The sequence below is a fragment of the Acidipropionibacterium thoenii DSM 20276 genome (genome assembly GCF_000423445.1).
GTDB lineage: Bacteria > Actinomycetota > Actinomycetes > Propionibacteriales > Propionibacteriaceae > Acidipropionibacterium > Acidipropionibacterium thoenii.
Genome location: NZ_AUHZ01000014.1, coordinates 17985 through 38955 on the forward strand (window position 1 = coordinate 17985; position 20971 = coordinate 38955).

At 64.9% G+C, this 20971-nt stretch carries 16 protein-coding genes; 11 read left to right on the plus strand and 5 right to left on the minus strand.

Going from position 1 to position 20971, the window contains the following annotated elements; translation table 11 throughout:
* Positions 1 to 199 precede the first annotated feature (199 nt).
* Both G554_RS15010 and G554_RS0106115 read left to right on the plus strand, forming a co-directional pair.
* Positions 200 to 700, plus strand: a complete 501-nt coding sequence (locus G554_RS15010; protein ID WP_036924862.1) for a helix-turn-helix domain-containing protein — start codon at positions 200 to 202, stop codon at positions 698 to 700.
* Between the two features lie 2 nt (positions 701 to 702).
* Positions 703 to 1305, plus strand: coding sequence for a PIN domain-containing protein (locus tag G554_RS0106115; protein ID WP_027587220.1), 603 nt, complete (start codon positions 703 to 705; stop codon positions 1303 to 1305).
* 503 nt (positions 1306 to 1808) lie between these two features.
* Here the strand turns inward: G554_RS0106115 and G554_RS16705 are convergent.
* Positions 1809 to 3188 (minus strand): pentapeptide repeat-containing protein, encoded by a 1380-nt coding sequence (locus G554_RS16705; RefSeq protein ID WP_027587221.1) that lies wholly within the window; start codon positions 3186 to 3188, stop codon positions 1809 to 1811.
* A 350-nt stretch (positions 3189 to 3538) separates the two neighbouring features.
* Between G554_RS16705 and G554_RS17165 the strand changes: the two genes are divergently transcribed.
* Positions 3539 to 5761, plus strand: a complete 2223-nt coding sequence (locus G554_RS17165) for an AAA family ATPase (protein ID WP_036924864.1) — start codon at positions 3539 to 3541, stop codon at positions 5759 to 5761.
* Complete coding sequence (gene mcrC / locus G554_RS15020) at positions 5758 to 6849, plus strand: 5-methylcytosine-specific restriction endonuclease system specificity protein McrC (RefSeq protein WP_051232561.1); 1092 nt, start codon at positions 5758 to 5760, stop codon at positions 6847 to 6849. Before G554_RS17165 ends, mcrC begins: the two co-directional genes overlap by 4 nt.
* Here the strand turns inward: mcrC and G554_RS0106140 are convergent.
* The 3 genes from G554_RS0106140 to G554_RS0106150 form a co-directional block, all read right to left on the minus strand.
* Positions 6837 to 8225 carry an exo-beta-N-acetylmuramidase NamZ family protein gene (locus G554_RS0106140; protein WP_245569970.1) on the minus strand — a complete coding sequence of 463 codons (1389 nt, stop codon included), beginning with the start codon at positions 8223 to 8225 and terminating at the stop codon, positions 6837 to 6839. The two genes, mcrC and G554_RS0106140, sit on opposite strands and share 13 nt — an antisense overlap.
* Positions 8226 to 8397: 172 nt before the next feature.
* Complete coding sequence (locus G554_RS15025) at positions 8398 to 9318, minus strand: isoaspartyl peptidase/L-asparaginase family protein (protein WP_051232563.1); 921 nt, start codon at positions 9316 to 9318, stop codon at positions 8398 to 8400.
* Between the two features lie 151 nt (positions 9319 to 9469).
* Positions 9470 to 10771 carry a family 4 glycosyl hydrolase gene (locus tag G554_RS0106150; RefSeq protein WP_027587224.1) on the minus strand — a complete coding sequence of 434 codons (1302 nt, stop codon included), beginning with the start codon at positions 10769 to 10771 and terminating at the stop codon, positions 9470 to 9472.
* 181 nt (positions 10772 to 10952) lie between these two features.
* Between G554_RS0106150 and ppk2 the strand changes: the two genes are divergently transcribed.
* The 5 genes from ppk2 to G554_RS0106175 all read left to right on the plus strand — a co-directional run bounded on the left by ppk2 (position 10953) and on the right by G554_RS0106175 (position 16025).
* On the plus strand, positions 10953 to 11753 hold the full coding sequence (gene ppk2 / locus G554_RS0106155; RefSeq protein ID WP_027587225.1) for a polyphosphate kinase 2: 801 nt from the start codon (positions 10953 to 10955) through the stop codon (positions 11751 to 11753).
* 188 nt (positions 11754 to 11941) lie between these two features.
* Positions 11942 to 12901, plus strand: a complete 960-nt coding sequence (locus G554_RS0106160) for a carbohydrate ABC transporter permease (protein WP_245569971.1) — start codon at positions 11942 to 11944, stop codon at positions 12899 to 12901.
* A complete protein-coding gene (locus tag G554_RS0106165; protein ID WP_027587227.1) occupies positions 12898 to 13794 on the plus strand; it encodes a carbohydrate ABC transporter permease in 897 nt (298 codons plus the stop codon). The genes G554_RS0106160 and G554_RS0106165 overlap by 4 nt, the downstream gene beginning before the upstream one ends.
* A 67-nt stretch (positions 13795 to 13861) precedes the next feature.
* Positions 13862 to 15178: an ABC transporter substrate-binding protein gene (locus tag G554_RS0106170; protein ID WP_027587228.1), complete on the plus strand. Its 1317-nt coding sequence runs from the start codon at positions 13862 to 13864 to the stop codon at positions 15176 to 15178.
* A gap of 121 nt (positions 15179 to 15299) precedes the next feature.
* A complete protein-coding gene (locus G554_RS0106175) occupies positions 15300 to 16025 on the plus strand; it encodes a glycerophosphodiester phosphodiesterase family protein (protein ID WP_036924866.1) in 726 nt (241 codons plus the stop codon).
* Between the two features lie 16 nt (positions 16026 to 16041).
* Here the strand turns inward: G554_RS0106175 and G554_RS0106180 are convergent, their stop codons facing one another.
* Complete coding sequence (locus tag G554_RS0106180; protein WP_027587230.1) at positions 16042 to 17064, minus strand: LacI family DNA-binding transcriptional regulator; 1023 nt, start codon at positions 17062 to 17064, stop codon at positions 16042 to 16044.
* 398 nt (positions 17065 to 17462) lie between these two features.
* Between G554_RS0106180 and G554_RS0106185 the strand changes: the two genes are divergently transcribed.
* The gene (locus G554_RS0106185; protein ID WP_027587231.1) at positions 17463 to 19691 is read left to right on the plus strand and encodes an alpha-galactosidase; all 2229 of its coding nucleotides are present in this window, start codon (positions 17463 to 17465) and stop codon (positions 19689 to 19691) included.
* Positions 19688 to 20371, plus strand: coding sequence for an MgtC/SapB family protein (locus G554_RS0106190; RefSeq protein WP_027587232.1), 684 nt, complete (start codon positions 19688 to 19690; stop codon positions 20369 to 20371). The genes G554_RS0106185 and G554_RS0106190 overlap by 4 nt, the downstream gene beginning before the upstream one ends.
* Positions 20372 to 20971: the final 600 nt, after the last annotated feature.

A 20971-nucleotide genomic window follows, 5' to 3' on the forward strand; every position in this document is an offset into this window, starting at 1 on the left:
AGAGAGGCTCGGAGAGTGCCCCCACAAGCACAATCGCTCGGCTGGCGGCCGTGCCGGTGGACTGATGACTGCAGTCGCTGGCTACTTGTGCGCACGCGCATGGCGTTGCTACGATCATTCGAAAGAAACGAAACGGTCGAACAGAACGATCAAACCCTCGGGACTGCCACCATCGACCGTGGAGCGAAGGAGCCCAGCCATGCCCAAGAACCTGAAGGATCACACCTATCTACCGTCACAGGGGCTGGATGATGAGTTCGTCGAGATGTGCCAGGCTCTTGCCTCCCAAGCCCTCGCGGACCCTGACTCCCGGCCTCGCCTGGTCATGGGCTCCAAGACCATCGACCTCCCACCGCAGGTCGCCGAGATCCTCGGACAGGTGGTCGCAGCGATGTGTGATGGACTTGCCGTCACAGTGGCGCCCCAGACGAGAGAGCTTTCCACCCAACAGGCCGCCGACCTGCTGGGGATCTCCCGCCCGACCTTGGTCCGACTCCTCGAGGAAGGCGAGATTCCTTTCATGAAGGCCCGTCGACACCGCCGGGTGATGCTTGCCGACATCCTTGAGTTCCAGAAGCGACAGCGCCACCAGGCCGACCAGGCCCTCGCGGACATTGTCGCCGATGCCCAGGCCTTCGGTGACTACGACGATGACGGGATGGCCGACGCGGCTGTCAGGCATCGGGACGGCCAGGACTGATCATGACCTTCTCAGCGTTCCTGGACACCTGCGTCCTGGTACCGAGTGTCCTTCGAGATCTTCTCCTGGAACTCGGTACCAGCCCGGCCTACAGACCGCTGTGGAGCGACAAGATCGAGGAGGAACTCGCGACCGTCATCCGACGTCGCCACCGGGAGCGCGGTCGAGACGCGGACGAGACGGAGGCATACATCACGAGGCTGCGACGAAACATGAACGCGGCGCTTCCGGATGCCAGAGTCAAGGATTGGGAGGCTCTTGCCGGTCAGATCACCGGAGCGCCCGACCCTGGAGACATTCACGTGATTGCCGCCGGCGCCCTTGGACATGCAGATGTGATCGTCACATTCAACCTCAAGCATTTCCCAGAACGCATTCTCCCGGGAAGTCTGTTCGCTCAGTCTCCCGATGATTTCCTCAGGGACTTGTTCGGCCTGTATCCACGGCAGGTCTTGCTGGGACTGAATAAGATCTCATCCCGGACCGGGCAGAAGGGGCCTCGATGGACCGTTGATGATATCCTCGCGAGACTGGAGAAGAACGGCGTGCGAGGATTCGTAGCGGATGTCCGAGAGGAACACCAGCAAGACTGCGATGACCTCTGATCGGAAAACCGATTTAATGCCTCGAGGTCAGAATCCTCTGCGCAAGATTCCAATCGGCCAAGCAGCTGCCCAGCTCCCATTCGTCCGAAAAGAGGCAACGGCGCCGGGCCAAACAAACCCTCGACGACTACGACCTCCCCAACCGCTAGAAACGAGCACACCCATGGCGCGCATCAGGTCCTTCGAGCCCTCGACCCAAGACGTGAACCGGCATCCGACTGAAGTCGACTGTCAGTACCAGTCATTCCTGGACAACGGCGTCCGTCTCCACGATTCTTCTCCAGCGCCTGTACGGATTGACGATCTGAGCGTTAAAGTTGCTCAGTTATGAGCATGCAAAACCGATGATAAATCCAGATCCAATCTGTAAGCGAATCGGATCAACGGGAGCAGTATAACTGCAAGAAACTATCCGCGCCAAGCTCCTCTTCGCACCCGAGACTAACGACAGTACAATAGTAATGCCAGTGGGACTGTCGTGCTCCAGCAAGAAGCAGCAGACCTTAAGGCAATCCCTGACTCTCGGAAATCCATGAGGCCCCACTTGGGAGACTTGAATCCGGTCCATATGTGGCTTGATCCGAGGAGTGCCACACTTCTACTTTCCCTCGAGTGAGTTGGGCTCCGAAGAACGAAGGCTCCCTAGCAGAACTGAGCAGTTCGAGCCCTCCCAAGAAAACGGATTTCGTGAACGCCAAGCCGAATTCATATACCACTCCCATAAAATTCGCTGTACCTCTGAAATTCGATTCTGAGAAGTCCCCAGAGAACAGGAACTTTGTATGATTGAAGTTCGCCGTTCGATCGAATCTCACCCTCGTGAATTCAGCCGATAGATCGAAGCATGCGAACTGAAATCGTGCGTCTCCTTCAAAGTGACTCTCGCTAAACTTAGCCCTCTGAAACTGGGCGTCCATGAAGTTCGCCACATCGACGAACGTCGCCCTCGTGAAGTCCACTTCTTCAAAGGTGGCAGACTCGAAGTCCACCCCTTGGGCCAGATGCGCGCTTTCGAAGGTCACTCGTTGAGTGAAATGAACCCTTCGCATATCAATGTTTCCGGTGAGGGTGATACCGCCCCAGTTGACGGGTTCTGTGAGTACGGCGCTGTGGAGATCGATCTCACAGTCACACCACAACTGGTCGTCGTCGACGTCCTGCGCCAACTTAAGGTGGCGCCCGCCGGCAGACACAGGCCGCCGTTTACGCAAGTGTCGGGCGATGATGACGAGAATGGTGGACTCGACGGGCCCGTCGGCAGCGACGACTCTGGTGACCTTCGCGGTCTCCTCGTTCCGAATGATGTCGTGGCGCGCTGTACGCAGGTACCCACACAGGATGTCAACGACACGTTGGCGCCACATGCCCCCTTCCTGATCGGCGATATCCGCCAGCGCGTACACCCCGGCTATCCTGATAGAGGCAGCCAGCCGGTCCCCCAGCATCGCGATCGCCTGAGCGACCTGCGCATCCAATCGGGCTCGACGAGCCTCCTCCTGGCGATGGTCCTCTATCTCTTCCGCTTGGGTCAACTGCTGGCGGTGGAGTTGAATCTCTGTGTTCCTCTGAGCCTCCTCACGGAACCCCGCCTGGCGATCCTGATATTTGATGACCAGATAGCCGACCGCGCCAATCCCGCCCAGAATGGTCAGGGCCAATCTCACCAGCTCAAGCGGTCCTGCTGTGCGGCCCATCGCGCCGCGGCTGAAGATGTTGACACCCCAAAGTTGCGTAAGCACGATTAACACGACAGTGCTGAACATTGCCCAGACTGCGATCTTTCCAAATAGGGGCCAGCGGCCGACACGCGCTCGGACGGTGTTCGACCTCGGTTCGAGCTGGCCGCGTTCTCCGCTCACATCGTCTGGCTCCCGGTCAGTCATGGGTTCATTCTTGCTCATTCCAGAGCTCGCCTCACCCTGATCATCACTGCAGCCTCGCCCAAAGACCAGTTGGCGCACACGGGTGTGCCAGGCCCAATCGTGTCCGACCCCATGGGTACAGTGCCGCTGTGGACCCAGCTCCACTGCGCGCCCGGTCACCGACAAATAGAAGGAACTGAGTCGATGAGCTTTCAGAGACCTCAATGCAGGATCACAGAACTCCTTGCGTCACAGCAGAGCGAGAAGGACTCCCTCATGTTCGGCAGAGTGAACTTCGACAAGCCTGACCGGGATCTCCCACAAGCAGTTGCGCCGGGAACTGCCGACACCCAGATGGGGAGCTGACTGTCATGCTTGAAGACCTCCACGACCGCGTCGTGGCCTCACGGCCGACCGCCGAGACGAATCTGGCCCGTGAGGTCGGCAGCCTGATCTCCCACATGCTTGGTGACGGCAGATCCGTGATCGCTCCGGACGCCACAATCTGGACGGCCGAGGCTGCCGGGGAACTTCGCTCCAGAATCGCAGGCAACCCCATACCTGGTACGGATATGAGCCAGTGGGACAAGCTCGACGTCCAACTCCAAGGTGCCTCCCGCGAAGCCGTGCTCCTTGCCGCCGAGCTGGTCTTCCTGCGGGAGCACCCGCTGCGCTCGAATCTGCCGGCAACGCGACGAGCCCATGTCGAACGGGTGCTGACCCATCTCGACGTCCCCGTGACCATTCCCGAACCCATGTCTGGATGGCTGGGCCGCCCGGCGGGGACTGCGGGACTCACTGTGGGAAACTCGTACAACAGTCACGTGTGGAAACATCTCCCTTGGCTCTCACAGTTCGTGATCCACTGGCGTGGGCTGACCGACCTCGAACGCGAGGCTGCTCGCAGCGATCCGTGGACCCTGCAGCACACCATGATCAATTCCGGGGAAGACCGGTCCGATATCCGCAACATTCTGCAGTTCCTCGCGAGGCCGGACGAGTTCGAGCCCATCGCATCGACCGACAAGAAGAAGAGGATCCGGGATGGCCTCGCCAGTCGGATCGGAGGCCCGACGGGTGAGGAGCCGGCGGCGATCGACCGCGACCTGTTCCAGATCCGCGCCGCACTGGCCCAGGACCGTGCTGAACCGTTCCAGTTCTGGACTCCCGATGTGGAGGAACTCTGGAGGGCACCCACTACCGAATCGGCATCATCGGCGTCCGACAGTACCGATCTGAATGAGCCCCGCCCCCGGCACTACTGGCTCTACTCCCCCGGCAAAGGGGCATCTCAGTGGCAAGAGTTCTCGACGAACGGGATCATGGGAATCGCCTGGGATGAGCTCGGCGATTTCTCGGAATACCCCAACCGCGAATCGATCAGAGAGCGGCTCGACCCCGAGGGAACGCGCGGATCGATGATGAACGACGTCCTCGCGGTGTGGCAGTTCCAGAATGAGATGGCGGTGGGTGACATCGTCTACGCCAAGCACGGTAAGAGCAAGCTCATCGGCCGAGGCGAGGTCACCTCTGACGCGCGGTTCGAGCCCGAGCGCGACTCCTTCAAGAACGTCCGCTCTGTGAGCTGGGATCACATCGGATCCTGGGAGCACCCCGGCAACGCTGTCTTGAAGACACTCACCGACATCACCCCCTATCACGACTACGTCGACAACTTGGAAGAGCTCTTCGCCGACGAGTCCGAACCGGAGGAGTCCGTCGTGGCCGCTCCTCTCCCCCGATATGACAAGACGGCCTTCCTCAACGAGGTGTACCTCTCCGAGGAGCGCTACGACCGGCTGCGCAGGCTGCTCACACGAAAGAAGAATGTCATCCTCGCCGGTCCTCCCGGAGTAGGGAAGACCTACGCCGCCAAACGCCTGGCGTACTCCATCATCGGCGCCAAGGATCCCAGCCGGGTCCAGATGGTCCAGTTCCACCAGAGTTACTCCTACGAGGACTTCATGATGGGATACCGACCCACCGAGTCCGGCGGATTCACCCTCACCGAGGGGCCGTTCTACCGATTCTGCGACAGGGCCCGCGCCGACGATCCGGACCGGCCGTACTTCTTCATCATCGACGAGATCAACCGCGGCAACATCTCCAAGATATTCGGCGAACTACTCATGCTCATCGAAGCAGACAAGCGCGGCCAGGAACTGCGCCTGCTCTACAAGAATGAGACCTTCTCGGTTCCTCCGAATGTGTACATCATCGGCATGATGAACACCGCGGACCGCAGCCTCGCCGTCCTCGACTATGCCTTGCGACGCCGCTTCGGATTCTTCCAGATGGACCCCGGCTTCAGCTCCTCGGGATTCATGCGGTGGCAGCGCGAGGTCGACAGTCCAGCCCTCGACCATCTCGTGGCAGACATTATCGACCTCAACGCGGCGATCGCCGCGGATCCTGCGCTCGGATCCGGGTTCATGATCGGTCACAGCTTCCTCTGCCACCCCACCAGCGTCGACGACGGATGGCTGGGATCCGTGGTCGAGGACGAACTCATTCCCCTGCTCGACGAGTACTGGTTCGATGAGCCGGACAGAGCCCAGGAGTGGGCGGAAAGACTCCGGAATGCGGCGTCATGACCGACCATTCCATCGTCATCCGGAATGTCTACATCATGCTGGCCTACGCCTTCGGTGCGCTGCGCAGCAAGGACAGTGACCCCATCAGTGGCGAGCGGTTCGAACACCTCCACGACCTGCTCGGGGAGATCCTCGTCCAGGGAGTCGGCGCCCAGGTGAAGCGCGGGCTGTACCGCGAGTACCGACGCCATCGCGACGAGCTGTCGACGGTACGCGGCCGAATCGACATCGGTCGCACCGTGGCGACTCTTTCGGTCACCCGCGGGCGGCTGGCGTGTCAGTTCGACGAGTACGATCCCGACACCCCGCACAACCGAGTCCTGAAGTCGGTGATCGTCCTCCTCATTCGCCACGGCGACGTCACGCCGGCTCGCAGGGCCGCGCTGCGGCGTCTCCTCCCCTATCTGGATGCGGTCACGCTGATCGCGCCGACCTCGATCCGATGGAACACGCTCAGCTACCACCGGGCCAACGCGAACTACCGGCTCCTGATCGGAGTGTGCGAGCTGATCGTGCGAGGACTCCTTCCCACCCAGGAGTCCGGCCCCACAGAACTCGCTGCGTGGTTCTCCGACGATGCCATGAGTCACGTCTACGAGAAGTTCCTGCGGGAGTACTACTCCTTCCACCACGCGGAGTTCTCACCCAGTGCGGCAGCGGTCCACTGGGACTACGACGAGGCGAGTGCGCTGGGCGTCAAACAGCTCCCCGCGATGCGTACCGATGTCACCCTCCGCAGGGGATCGCAGACCCTCATCATCGACGCCAAGTACTACGGAGAATCGATGCAATCCGGCAGGTGGGGCAAGCTGACCGTCAGCTCGGCCAACCTGTACCAGGTGCTTGCCTATGTGAAGAACGCCGACATCGACCAGGACGGGTCCGTGAGCGGAATGTTGCTCTACGCGCGCACCGAGGCGCCCGACCAGCCTGACCTCGATGTCGTCATCCAGGGCAACCGGATCGGCGCACGAACTCTGAATCTCAACCAGCCATGGAGCGGCCTACGCGCTCAGCTCGAGGCGGTCACCCAGTGGCTGGCACCGGCCGGTCTCGCTCCTCCGGAACCTCTCACTCATCGGCGGTAGAGCAGATAGGGACGTCGGCGCCGATCGAATGCCGCCAGCTCCGAGCGCCAACCGGCCACGATCGTCGCCGCACTCGCACCCGCGTCCAGCTGAGTGCGGAACCGTGCCGAGCCGGTGAGCCGATCGGCCCAGTAACCGGAGTAGGTGTCTCCGGTGCGCCAGCCGAAGTCGTCGTAGAGATCGCGCAGACTCACCATCATCTCGACAGCGGTGCGGATCGCCTGCACCTTCTTCGGGTCGAGGATGTGGACCTGCACTCCCCCGCACACGGTGTTGGCGTTCTTGGACGCGGTGGGGGTGAAGTACATCTCCCGGAACCACACGCCGGGCAGCTTCCTGCGGTTCAGCGCCTGCGCCCAGCGGTAGTCGACATAGGGCGCCCCGATGATCTCGAAGGGGCGGGTGGTGCCGCGTCCTTCCGAGAGGTTGGTGGCCTCGAACAGCCCGGTCCCGGCATAGAGCAGAGCCGTGTCGGGGGTGGGCATGTTGGGGCTGGGCAGCACCCACGGCAGGCCGGTGTCGGCGAAGAGCATGTCGGCCCGATAACCCGAGACCGTGACGACGTCCAGCTTGGCGAGCCGGCCGCCGGCCTTGACGGGCATGAACTCGCCGTTGAAGTAGCGCGCGACCTCTCCGGCGGTCATGCCGTGCTTCTGCACCAGTGCGTCCTGGCCCACACCCGAGGTGTAGTCGGGGGTCATGACCGGCCCGTCGGCGTTTCCGCCATTGGGGACCGGGCGGTCCAGCACGACGAACCTCAGTTTGAGCTTCACCGCGGCGATCATCGCCTGGTACATCGTCCAGATGTAGGTATAGAACCGCACCCCGACGTCCTGGATGTCGAAGACGACGGTCTGGACGCCGGCGTCGGTGAACATCGTCGCGAACTTGTCCGCCTGGGCGCCGTAGGCGTCATAGACCGTGACGCCGGTGCGGGGATCGGTGTAGGTGTCCTCCGAGCCGCCGGCCTGGGCGGTGCCGCGGAAGCCGTGCTCGGGCCCGAAGACCCCTGCGACGTCAACCCGGGCGGCGACCATCGCATCGACGATGCTGCCCATAGTGTCGGTGAGAATGCCGGTCGGGTTGGTGATGACGCCGACCTTCTGACCTCGCAGCATCGACCACTTGGACGCGGCGGCACGATCGGCGCCGGGGACCACCGTGGCGCCAGGTCGTTGCTGACCCCGGGCCGGCAGCACCTGGTGCGAGCCGTCTGGATCGGCTGCCTGGGCCACCCCCGGAGCGACTGCAGCGGCGGCTGCCGAGCCCAGTGCGGCAGCTGAGCCGAGCATCATCGTTCGGCGGGGAATGTGGTGGCGAGTGTTCTGGGACTGATCCTTCTGGGCTGGATCAGGCGTGGATGAGTTGGTGGCCATGGGAAACCGCCCCCTGACAGATGTCGTCGGTTCTGATGATCCGTCCCCACGCTATGCCCGATGGGATCAGGGCCCATGGCCGCCACTCCGCGGCCCGCGGTTGTGGCAGATCCTGGTTCGACTACGCCAGGATCCGCCACAACCTCAGCGCCTCCAGACTTACTGGCGCCGATCACACCAGGGTGACGGCGCTTCCGTCCTCGAGGTAACCGCGGAACATGTCGGTGCTGTTGAAACCGAGCAGGGTGCGCCCGGTCGCGTCCACGGCGATGACGCCGCCGGTGGCCTGCGCGCCGCTGAGCTCCTCGGCGAAGGTGCGGCGCACCGCCTCCTCGACGCCGACTCCCTGGTAGCGGATCCGCGCAGCGATGTCGTGTGCCACCACGCCGCGCATGAAGGCCTCCCCCTGCCCGGTGCACGAGACCGCCACGACGCCGTCGCGGGCAAAGGTCCCCGCCCCGATCACCGGGGTGTCCCCCACCCGGCCGACCGCCTGGTTGGCGATCCCGCCGGTGGAGGTGGCCGCGGCGAGATGACCGGTCACATCCCTGGCGACCGCGCCAACGGTCCCGTGCCGGGGCCCGGAGGTGGCCGCGTCCTGCAGCCGGTGAAGCTGCTCCAGCCGGGCCGGTGTCACGAAGTAGTCGGGCTCGACCGTCTCCAGTCCCCACTCGGCGATCCGGTCGGAGGACGGCGAGACGATGAGGGCGTGCCGGGTCTGCTCCATCACCGCGCGAGCCGCCAGGACCGGATTTCGTGCGAACCGGGACGCCGCCACCGCTCCGGCGCGGCCGTCACCGGCCATCACCGAGAAGTCGAGCTCGGCGCTTCCCGAGGAGGTGAGCGCCGCACCACGGCCGGCGTTGAACAGCGGGTCGTTCTCGAGCTCGATCACCGCGCTGGTCACCGCCTCGAGGGCCGGACCACCGGCTGAGAGAACCCGCTGTCCTGCCACCAGGGCCCGGCGCAGTCCGGCGTGGTACTCGGCGGCCTCCGCATCGGTCAGCGCATGACTGCGCGATCCGGCGCCGCCGTGCACGGCCAGCGAGTAGGCCGTCTTCGGCGTGCCAGCAGGGATGGCTTGAAGTTCCACGAGATCTCCTTCGTCGAGGTGCAAGAGCGGGCGCTGACCTGGGGTCGGCCGTGGTGGTCCACCGACTGCCGGGCAGTCCTGCAGGGCCAGTCCTACAGCACCGCTGTCCGGGGCCGCAGCCCACCGGTCATCATCCCAGCGTCGTCGGCGATCACTCCTGCGGCCAGAAGGCCTCGGTCAGCTTCTCGGCGATCTCCACCGACCCCACCAGAGGGTGCTTGGCCAGCGCCTCGAAGGCCAGCCCGCGATCCTGCTCCAGGACGGCGCGGATCGCCAGCTGCTCAACGGCCTTCATCTGCATCATCAACCCCAGCTCGGCCCCACCGGGCGGCTCGGTCGACAGCGGATGGGCCCCTGCGGCGTCCACCAGGCAGGGAACCTCGATCACCGCATCGGACGGCAGTGCGGCCAGGGTGTGGCCGTTGCGCACATTGACGACCATCTCAGCCCGCTCACCCAGCGCAATGGCGCGCATCAGGGCCAGCGCCACCCGCTCGTACCCGCCGCCCGTCAGGTCGGGGCGCTCCTCACCCTCGTCACGGGCCTCGGCCATATAGGTCGCCTCCCGCTCGTCGTGGGTCGCCGTCCACAGCTCCAGCGCCCGCGCCGGCTCGGCGGTGGCGGCGCGATAGAACCGGCTCTGCTGAGCTTGCAGGAACTCCCCGCGGGTGGCGTCGGCCGACAGGATGGACGCCACCGCCTCGCGATTGCAGTACCAGTAGTAGAGGTACTCGTTGGGCAGTGCTCCGAGCCGCTGCATCCACTCGATGGGGAAGACGTCGGCCTCCTCCAGGCGCGCCAGCTTCTCGGGTTCGGCGAGCACCTCGGCGACCAGATCGCGCCCGTGGTACCAGGCGTGCCGCAGCCAGCCCAGGTGGTTGAGCCCGACGTAGTCCAGGGACAGTTCGAATTCGCTGGCCCCGTACAGCGCCCCGACCCGGTTGCCCAGTCCCGAGGGGGTGTCGCAGATCCCGATCACCCGCTGGCCCAGCACGGTCTGCATGAGCTCGGTCATGATCCCGGCCGGATTGGTGAAGTTGATGACGAAGGCCTTCGGCGCCTCGGCGGCGACGGTCCGGGCGATCTCCAGAGCCACCGGGCCGGTCCGCAGCGCGAAGGCGATCCCGGCCGCGCCGGTGGTCTCCTGGCCCAGCACTCCCAGATCCAGCGCGGCGCGCTCATCGTGGACCCGGCCCGCCAGTCCCCCGACCCGGATCGCCGAGAAGACGAAGTCGGCCCCCCGCACCGCCTCGGCGAGATCGGTCGTGGTGTGCAGGGTGGGCCCGGGGCGATCCCCCTGGGCCTGGGTCAGGACGTTCCTGATGACCTGGAGTCGATCGGCCTCGGTGTCGTGGAGCCACAGATCATCGATGAGATCACCGTGCTGGGACAGCAGGGCATTGAAGACCAGCGGCACACGAAACCCGCCGCCACCGAGCAGAGCCAGCTTCATACCGTCATCCTCACGCCTGTCGCCTCACGTCTCGTCCTCGACCCGACCGGTCATGGCGCCCGACCCGGACTGCGGCACCCCGCCACAACCGCGGTCAACTGCGCCGCCAGACGTCGGCGAGCATAGTCGAGACGCCGGCGGAACCGGCCCCGTGAGGACCTCTCCCGCCTAGGCTGCCCTCATGGTGAAAGCGGAGCGCATCCCGAAGAAGATCTACGAGCGTGAACTCAAGAAGCTGCAGGCGAAGCTCGTCGACATGCAGGCCTGGGTCCAGGAGTCCGGAGCCCGCATCGTCGTCATCTTCGAGGGACGGGACGCCGCGGGCAAGGGCTCGACCATCAAGCGGGTCAGCGAGTACCTCAACCCCCGTGTGACACGCATCGTCGCCCTTCCCACCCCGACCGAGCGCGAGAAGACGCAGTGGTACTTCCAGCGCTACGTGGCGCACCTGCCGGCCGCCGGGGAGATCGTCCTGATGGACCGTTCTTGGTACAACCGCGCCGGGGTGGAGAAGGTGATGGGCTACTGCACCACCGACGAGTACCAACGCTTCCTCCGCCAGGCGCCGATCTTCGAACGGATGCTCGTCGAGGACGGCATCATCCTGCTGAAGTACTGGTTCAGCGTCTCCGATGTGGAGCAGGAGAACAGGTTCAGGTCACGGGCCGACGACCCGATGCGCCGCTGGAAGCTCAGCCCCAACGACATGGTCTCCATCACCAAATGGGAGGACTACTCCCGGGCCAAGGACGCCATGCTGATCCACACCGACATTCCCGAGGCCCGCTGGTTCGACGTCGACAACGAGGACAAGCGCCGCGGCCGGCTCAACATGATCCACCACCTGCTGAGCCAGGTGCCCTACACCGACATCGAGAGAGCGCCGATCGAGATCCCGAGTCGTCCGCCCTCCAAGGGGTACGAGCGCCCACCGCTCTCGCAGACCCGGCGAGTCCCCGACTTCGCCGCCACCCTGCTCTGACCTGCGGAGCTCCTCCAGTTGGTGGCCGCCGGCTCTGATGAGGGCCGGCGAAATGGACCGGAGTCCACAGCAGAAAGTCGTTGACAGCCCAGAATCTACAGCAGTAGAGTCGGGGCCGCGTGGTCCCCTCGGACTGCGTGCAGTATGCGACGCGTGGCGCTGGAGCCACGGGGAGGGGCACAACGCACGTGGCTCAGATCTCATCGGCGCAGGAACAGGCGGATCCCTCGATGGGTCCGCGGTCGAGGCGGTCGGCAAGGCAGCTGCGCCGCAGACGCCGCAGACCCAGCGACTACCTCTACTTCGTCCTGTTCGCCGGACCGAATGTCGCCCTCATCACGGCATTCGTCTACTACCCGCTGTTCATGAATCTCAACTACTCCAGGCTCAACTGGCGCATCGGTGCCGACACGGCCAAGGTCATCGGTCTGGACAACTACAAGGAGTTCTTCACCTCGCCCACCGGCCTGTCGGTGTGGAAGGTCACCCTCATCTTCACGGTGTGCACGGTGCTCGGCTCGATGATCCTCGGACTCATCATGGCCGTCGTGGTCAACCAGAAGCTCCCTGGCACCACCTTCACCCGCACCGCTCTGTTCTCCCCCTACGTGCTCTCGGGGGTCGGCGTGGCTCTGGTGTGGTCGTTCATGTTCGACCCGCAGATGGGCATCCTGCGCTACGTCTTCGAGTGGTTCGGCAAGTCCTCACCCCAGTGGTTCCTCCACGACAACACCACCCTCACCGCAGCGATCATCGTCTACGTCTGGAAGTACCTGGGCTACTGCACGGTGCTGTTCTTCGCAGGGCTCCAGTCCATCCCCCAGGACCTCTTGGAGGCGGCCAGGATGGACGGCGCCTCCAAGGCGCAGACCTTCTTCCGCGTCACCCTGCCCCTGCTGAGCCCGACCACCTTCTTCCTGATGGTCTCGATGACCCTCAATGCCATGCAGGCCTTCGACATCCTGCAGATCCTCAAACCCACCGGTGAGGGCGTCAACACCTTCGTCTTCGAGATCTACCGGCAGTCCTTCGGCATCTACCAGCGCGCCGGCTACGCCTCAGCCATCTCGGTGGTGCTCTTCCTCACCTTGGCGCTGATCACAGTGATCCAGTTCAGATTCGTCGACCGGAAGGTGCACTACGCATGAGCACAACCACCGGGTCGCTGCCGACGCCCTCCAGGCACCGGTCCTCCGGCCGCCGGACAGACAGCAGACGCGCACTCTCCGCCACCCTCACCGGCTACCTGCCGATGATCCTGGCCCTCATCGTGATCGCCTTCCCACTGCTGTGGATGCTCTCCTCATCCTTCAAGGCCAGCTCGGAGATCGTCACCGCCAATCCCAGCTTCCTGCCCCACCGCCCCACACTGCGCAACTACGCAGACGTGGCCGGTGCCCTTCCGATCGGAAGACTGTTCGCCAACAGTGCGGTCGTCACCATCGTTGGCGGCGGCGTGAAGCTGCTGCTGGCCATCACCACCGCCTATGCGGTCGTCTTCATCGACACCATCTGGTCGAAGTTCGTCTTCGCCTTCGTCCTCGCCGCCCTGATGTTCCCGGGAGAGGCGGCGATCATCCCGAACTACATCACCATCGCCACGATGGGCGGGCGCAACACCCTGTGGGGAATCATCCTCCCCGGCCTCGGATCGGCATTCGGCACATTCCTCATGCGGCAACAGTTCCTGACGCTCCCGCGCAGCCTGCTGGAGGCCGCCGAGATCGACGGTGCCGGCCACTGGCGCAAGTTGTGGCGCATCGTCGTGCCGGTCTCGATCCCCACCATCGCCACCGTCGGACTCATCACCATCGTCACCGAGTGGAACTCCTACCTGTGGCCCCTCATCATCACCGACACCCCGTCGCACATGACCCTTCCGGTGGGTCTGAACCTGCTGAAGTCCGCCGAGTCCAGCACCGGGGTCTACGGGACGCTGATGGCCGGCGCCACCCTGATCATCGTCCCCATCCTCATCATCTTCGCCGCTCTGCAGAAGTACATCGTCGCCGGCCTCACCCAGGGCGCTGTGAAGGAGTAGCGGCACGCGCCGGCACGCGCCCCACGTTCGTGATCCATCCCGCAATGCATCATCTGAAAGGAACCCTGTGAACAGATTCGGAAAGGCGCTCACGGTCGGCATCGCTGCCACCGTCGCCCTCGCCATGACCGGTTGCGGCCCCGACACCTCGGGATCGGCCGGCTCATCACCCAGCTCCACCACCGACTTCTCCGGCGTCCAGCCCGCGAAGGAGATCTCGTTCTGGGGCAACCACCCTGGTAACTCGATCGCCTTCGAGACCGAGATGGCCAAGAAGTTCCAGAAGAAGACCGGCATCAAGGTCAATATCGTCTCCGCCGGATCCAACTACGACGAGGTGGCTCAGAAGTTCCAGACCGCTCAGGTCGGCGGCGGTGCCGGCGACCTGGTCGTCGTCTCGGACGCCACCTGGTTCGGCGCCCATCTCAACGGCTCCATCGCGCCGGTCGACGAGGTCTTCAAGGCCGCCAAGCTGGACACCAGCAGCTACTACAAGTCGCTCTACGACGACTACAGCTACGAGGGCGCCCACTACGCCGTGCCCTACGCCCGCTCCCTGCTGGTCTACATCTACGACAAGGACGCGTTCAAGAAGGCCGGGTTGCCCGACAAGGCGCCGGCCACCTGGGACCAGGTGGAGCAGTACTCCAAGAAGCTGAAGGCGGCCAATCCCAAGCAGATTCCCTTCACCTGGGCCAGCGACACCTCATACGTCTCCTGGGGAGTCACCAGTCTGCTGTGGGCCAATGGCGGCGATTGGAGCAACAAGTGGGACTTCTCGCCGATGACCAGCGACAAGACCATCTCCTCCCTGACCTTCGCCCAGGACTCCGTCAAGCAGGGATGGGCCCAGGTGCTCAACGGCGACCCGTCAACGGTCTTCGGCTCCGGCGCGATAGCGCAGATGATCAACTCCTCCGGTGGTATCTCGGGGATCAAGGGCGCCGCGAAGTTCAATGTCGGCGTCGGCGTGCTGCCCACCGGGCTCACCGGTGACACGAAGATCGTGCCCTCCGGCGGCGCAGGTCTGGCCATCAACGCCAAGACCACCCCCGCGAAGAAGCTCGCCGCGGCCATGTTCGCCGACTACCTGACGAGCTCGGCCAACACCGTCGACTTCTCCCAGATCACCGGCTACGTCCCGGTGCGCACCGACGCCGACACCGCCTCGCTCACTGCCGCCAATCCCGACTTCCAGGCCGTCCTCGACTCCCTGAAGCGCCTCAGGCCGCAGAGCTACGCGCGAGTGCTGGTGCCCGGCGGCGCCAGCACCCTCGACTCCAGCCTGATGAAGATCCTGGTCGACAAGGCGGACGTCAAGCAGACCATGACGGCGGCCCAGACCACCATCAAGGGCGACTACGAGCAGAATGTCAAGAAGTAACCCACCGGTCACCGGCATCGACCCATAGATGCCACGCGGTCTCCTCGGTGCCCCACACTCTCAGGGCGCCGAGGAGACCTTTCGGCGCATCAGCACATCCTCAACCGCAAAGCGATCAACCATGACAGACGTCCACGCCCACCGCGGTCTCAACCGCCAAGCCCCCGAGAACACCATCGCCGCCTTCGAGAAGGCCTACTCCGCCGGTGTCCGGTGGATCGAGACCGACACCGACGTCATCGCCGACGGCACCCCGATCGTCATGCATGACGCCGCCACCGACCGGACCACCGACCGCCCCGGCTCGATCTACGACCTCACCTCGTCCGACCTCGGGACGCTGGACGCCGGCTCCTGGTTCTCCACCGAGTTCGCCGGGGAACCGGTACCGACCCTGCATCAGCTGATCGACTTCCTCAACGGCCATCCGATGAATCTCAACCTGGAGCTCAAGGGCAACCAGCAGGGCGGCCGGCAGGCGATCGCACTGGTCGAGGCGGCCATCACCGAACTGAATCGTCTGGATCCCAGCATCGAGGTGATCGTCTCCTCCTTCGCCCCCCTGCAGCTGGCCGAGATGTCCCGGCGCACAGACCGGTTCGCCCTCGCCCTGCTGGCCGACAGCCGGGACCTGCGTGCGAACTGGCGGGCGACCATCGAGTTGTGCGGGGCCACCCTGATCCATCCCAGTACCACGCTGGCCACCCACGAGGCGGTGGACGAGTACCTGGCGGCCGGGCTCAGGGTCAATGTCTGGACCATCAATGACCTGGGCACCGCGAACAAGTACCGCAACTGGGGATGTGGCGTCATCACCGACATCGCCGACCAGATGATCGGGTTCTGAGCAGCAGCAACGACGGCTACTCCAGGCTCTCCTGGTCCTGATGGCAACCGCACGACGCCCTCACCTGGAGGGTCATCGGAAACAGCGTCCGCGTGCCTGGCTCCGGCGGCCCGGTCAGCGCCGCTATCGCCGCCTCGGCCATCGCCTCGAAGGGCTGTCGGACGGTGGTCAGCGGTGGCCAGCTGTAGGCCGTCTCAGCAGTACCGTCCAGGCTCACGACCGCGACGTCGTCGGGGATCCGCAGGCGGCGCTGATGCAGAGCATGCATCACCCCTATCGCGATCTGGTCCGAGGCCGCGAAGATCGCGGTCGGCGGCTCGGGCCGGTCGAGAAGGTCCTGAGCCCCCTGGTGGCCGCCGCCGCGATCCCAGGCCGTGATCGCCGGCGACAGCAGCGGCAGCTGCCGCTCCTCCAGGACCGCCTGCCAGGCGTCCCGGCGGAAGTCCGCGCGATCGTCGGGCAGCGGCCCTCCGACGTAGCCGATCCTGATGTGACCGTGACCGACCAGATGCTCGGTGGCCAGCCGTGCCCCCATCGCGAGATCGGCGCCGAAGGCGGGAATCTCTCCGACCGGTGTGGAGCGGTCGAGCAGCACCCTGGGGATGCGAGGGTCTCCGGCCTGGTAGAGCTCAGTGTTCACCAGACGGCAGTTGAAGATGAGACTGTCAACGCCGCGGTTGACCAGGCTTGCGACCACCTCCTTCTCGGTGCCCGCGTCCTCATGGGTGATGCTCAGCAGAATCGAGCTCGCTCGGCGCCGGGCGGCCACGTCGATGGCGTCGACGAACTCGCTGAAGTACGCATTGAGGATCTCGGGCACGACGACCCCGATCAGCCCGGTTGAACCGGTCTTGAGCGCGCGAGCCGAGGGATTGGGATGATATCCCAGCTCTCTGATGGCCTCCAGGACTCGTCTGCGAGTCTGGCTGGCCACCGGCCTCGGCCCGTTGTTGACCACATAGCTGACGACCGCGGTCGAGACCCCGGCCCGACGGGCCACATCCGCCCGTGTCGTGGGTCTGCTCTCCCCGCTGGTCACGTACCTCTCCTTGCTGTGGACACGGACTCCGGCAACCGGACTCGACGCACTGAGGAATCATGCGACGAGCGCCTCGGGCCGCACCCCGCGATCACCGAGGATTGTATCGGTGCTGTCTCGAGCGCCGCCGTCGCGTCGGGATCATCGGGCTACCTTCAGGTCGCCACATCCTGACGCGCTGGTCACGCGGGTCGGTGGTCCCTGAAGCGCCCTGGTGTGGGAGCTGAGAGCAGCCGCGTCGGCCGGCCTGTGGAGGCCACCACGGGCGATGGGTGCACGCTCCACGTCATCTGAGGGCGACGTCTCCCAATCTACTTGAGTAGAGTAGTGGCTGCCCGCTCGATTCCCGACCGTGCTGGGACAGCTGCCAACCCCATGAGGCAAGGAGCACCGAGGCCGTGAAACTGGACCCCCGTCAGACCCAGATCGCCCACCTGCGCGCAGGGGGCTCGTCACTCATCATCGACACCACCCTCGGCCAGCAGCCCATGATCCTTCACTGGGGACCAGATCTCGGAGCACTGCCCCTGTCGGCCCTGAGCGCTCTCGCAGCGGTGTCCTGCGCGCCCAGTTCGGGCGGCCAGTTGAGCACTCCGCCGCGAGTCGGCGTCATTCCTCTTGGATCAGGAGGATGGATGGGGCGCCCCGGCCTCGTCGGTCACCGCGCCGACGGCACGGCCTGGTCCCCCAGGCTCAGCTGCACCGGCCTCGAGATCGATGCCGAGAGTGCGCGCCTGCTCACAGCGGAGCACCAGGCATCGCAGGCCGTCAGCGCCAGTTCGGGGCGACTCGTCTACCACCTGCAGGACGCCGAGGCAGGCCTTGACCTCGCGCTCACGATGGAGCTGCTCCCCCAGGGGCTGCTACGGATGCGGGCCACCCTGCTGAACACCGGAGCCCGGAGTGACACCGCCGATCAGACGTACTTCCTCGACGAACTCTCATTCGCGCTCCCGCTGCCGCTCAGCGCCTCAGAGATTCTCGACTTCAGTGGCCGCTGGGGACTGGAACGCGCACCTCAGCGTCGTCAGGTGGAGGTCGGCTGTCATCTGCGTGAGAGCCGCCATGGACGCCCTGGGTTCGACTCCGCCATGATGATGTACTGCGGCGAGCCGGGCTTCGACTTCGCCCACGGCCGCCTCTGGGGCTTGCACGTCGGCCACTCGGGCAACTCCCGCTCCTGGCTCGAGCGCACCAGCACGGGCCGCCAGGTGATCGCCGGCGGCGAGCTGCTGCTCCCCGGCGAGGGGAGGCTCGCGGCCCGGCAGACCTACACCTCCCCATGGGTGTACGCGCAGTACGCAGAGGGACTGGACGCCGCGGCCCGCCAGCTGCACCGCTGGGAGCGCACCCTTCCCAGCCATCCCGGGGCCGACCGGCCGGTGAGTCTCAACGTCTGGGAGGCGGTCTACTTCAACCACGACCTCGAGACGCTGCTGAACCTCGCCGCACGGGCGGCGCGGATCGGGGTGGAGCGCTTCGTGCTCGACGACGGCTGGTTCAAGGGTCGTCGCAATGACCGCGCCGGCCTGGGCGACTGGACCGTCGACCCGCAGGTGTGGCCCCAGGGCCTGCACCCACTGGTCGATCGCGTCCGCTCGCTCGGCATGCAGTTCGGCCTCTGGGTGGAACCCGAGATGATCAGCATCGACTCCGACCTGGCCCGATCCCATCCCGACTGGATCATGCGGGCACGCTCCGAACTGCCGACCGAGTGGCGCCACCAGCAGGTCCTGAACCTCACCATCCCGCAGGCATGGGATCATCTGCGCGACCGCCTCGACACACTCATCGACGAGTATGCGATCGACTATCTGAAATGGGACCACAACAGAGATCTCATCGAGTCCGGCGACGCCACATCCGGCGGATCCGCCGCCGTCCACGAGCAGACCCTGGCCTGCTACCGACTGATGGACGCCCTGCGCAGCAGGCACCCAGGACTCGAGATCGAGTCCTGCGCCTCAGGCGGTGGACGAATCGATCTGGAGATGCTGTGCCACGTCCAGCGCGTCTGGCCGTCGGACTGCATCGACCCGCACGAGCGCCAGAGCATTGTCCGCTGGACCTCACAGCTGGCGGCACTGGAGTATCTCGGCTCCCACATCGCCTCGCCGCGCTCGCACACGACCGGCCGGGTCTCCGACCTGTCCTTCCGCGCCGGCACGGCGCTGTGGGGACATCTCGGTTTCGAGTGGGATCTCCTCTCAGCGACCGACGAGGACATGTCCCGGCTCGCTGAATGGGTGAGCTTCTTCAAGCAGCACCGCCAGCAACTCTTCACAGGAGATATCGTCCGCCGGGACGTGGCCGATGGTTCCATCTGGTTGCACGGCGTCGTCTCCCAGGACCGGTCACAGGGTCTCTATCAACTCGTCACGCGTCACCGCTCGCCGTTGTCACCGAGGGGGATGATGCCCATTCCGGGGCTGGACCGGGATCGGAGCTACCGGCTCCGAACCGTCCTGGTGGGCGGCGGACCGGCAGGCCTCGTGCTGCCGCCATGGGCCTCGGAGCCCGGCGGGATCGTGGTGCCGGGAGCGGTCCTCGAGGATGTCGGCGTCCACTCCCCCTTGCTCAATCCGGATCAGGTGCTCATCCTCAAGGCGGAGGTGGAACAACAATGATGGGACAAGGACCACTACAGATCGGTGAGCTGCTGCTCGCCTTCGTGCTCACCTCGCTCGTCGGGCTCGAGCGCAATATCCGCGGCAAGGGCGCCGGCATGCGCACCCAGGCGATCGTCGGAGTCGCCTCCGCGATCTTCCTGATGGTGAGCAAGTACGGATTCTTCGACGTGCTCGGGCCCAATGTCACCCTCGATCCGTCCCGGGTGGCGGCCCAGATCGTCTCGGGAGTCGGCTTCCTGGGCGCTGGACTCATCATCACTCAGCACAGCCGGGTGCGAGGGCTGACGACCGCTGCCTCGGTGTGGGAGTGCGCGGCGATCGGGACCGCCGCCGGAGCCGGGCTGTGGCTGCTGGCCATCGTCGTCACCGCGCTGCACTTCGTCATCACCTTCGGGTTCAACTGGTTGCAGGAACGCCTACCCAACAAGGGCCGCTATCCCTCGTACCTGGACATCAGCTACCTGGACGGTCAGGGCCTGCTCCGCGAGCTGTTGTCGACCATCACGAGGGCGGGATGGGCGGTGCAACGCTCCCAGCCCAGGCGCTCAGGACATGAGCTGGCACGTCTGGTACTCGAGCTCGAGGGCGCCAAGGACACCGCCCCACTCATATCGAGTCTCAGCGAGATCGACGGCGTCTCCTCGGTGGAGGTGCTGCCAGAAGTCGACCTCGACTAGTCCGCGTCACGCAAACACACTCACCTGTGAACGTGCACGCGTACGCAGTCACGTCTACCGACAACTCGGTACGGGCGCTCAATTCGGATGACCGGATTGGTCAGCCACTCTGTTGCGACCGTCTCGTCGCCCGGGTGGGTGGTTTCTGCGGAGCTGTCTCTACGCTCACGTGGCCGAGAGTTCTTCGTTGCGTTTCACTGGTCTCGGTGCTCGTAAAAGTGGCGAAGGAATTCTGTGGCTGTTACACGCGATACCAATTCGTCAGCGCTCTCAGGGAGGCCAAGCAGCTTCGCGCTGAAGTCCAGCCCACCCGAGCCGCACGCCACGCTCGGCCGTATTGCTTCCACCAAGCGGGCCACAACTTCATCCGACCCTGCGTCGGCGTCGAGTGCGAACTTGTCTGCCAGTGGCGGAGAGTATGCCAGAACGTCGTCTCGCGTGATACCGAGCCAGATGAGCGCCCACCGCTCTCGCAGACCCGGCGGGTCCCCGACCACGCCGCCACCCTGCTCTGACCCGCGGAGGTCGTTCACCACGTGGCTCGCCGGTCCCAGCCCTCGTCCAGGCCGAGTACCTCAGCCGGCCGGGATTCTGGGGCAC

Bases quoted from the DNA above. Each gene is read 5' to 3' on its own strand.
- G554_RS16705 (WP_027587221.1), bottom strand. From the start codon at position 3,188: ATGACTGACCGGGAGCCAGACGATGTGAGCGGAGAACGCGGCCAGCTC.
- G554_RS0106165 (WP_027587227.1), top strand. From the start codon at position 12,898: ATGAGCACAACCACCGGGTCGCTGCCGACGCCCTCCAGGCACCGGTCC.
- G554_RS0106115 (WP_027587220.1), top strand. From the start codon at position 703: ATGACCTTCTCAGCGTTCCTGGACACCTGCGTCCTGGTACCGAGTGTC.
- G554_RS0106150 (WP_027587224.1), bottom strand. From the start codon at position 10,771: ATGAAGCTGGCTCTGCTCGGTGGCGGCGGGTTTCGTGTGCCGCTGGTC.
- mcrC (WP_051232561.1), top strand. From the start codon at position 5,758: ATGACCGACCATTCCATCGTCATCCGGAATGTCTACATCATGCTGGCC.
- G554_RS0106190 (WP_027587232.1), top strand. From the start codon at position 19,688: ATGATGGGACAAGGACCACTACAGATCGGTGAGCTGCTGCTCGCCTTC.
- G554_RS17165 (WP_036924864.1), top strand. From the start codon at position 3,539: ATGCTTGAAGACCTCCACGACCGCGTCGTGGCCTCACGGCCGACCGCC.
- G554_RS15010 (WP_036924862.1), top strand. From the start codon at position 200: ATGCCCAAGAACCTGAAGGATCACACCTATCTACCGTCACAGGGGCTG.
- G554_RS0106175 (WP_036924866.1), top strand. From the start codon at position 15,300: ATGACAGACGTCCACGCCCACCGCGGTCTCAACCGCCAAGCCCCCGAG.
- G554_RS0106140 (WP_245569970.1), bottom strand. From the start codon at position 8,225: ATGGCCACCAACTCATCCACGCCTGATCCAGCCCAGAAGGATCAGTCC.
- ppk2 (WP_027587225.1), top strand. From the start codon at position 10,953: ATGGTGAAAGCGGAGCGCATCCCGAAGAAGATCTACGAGCGTGAACTC.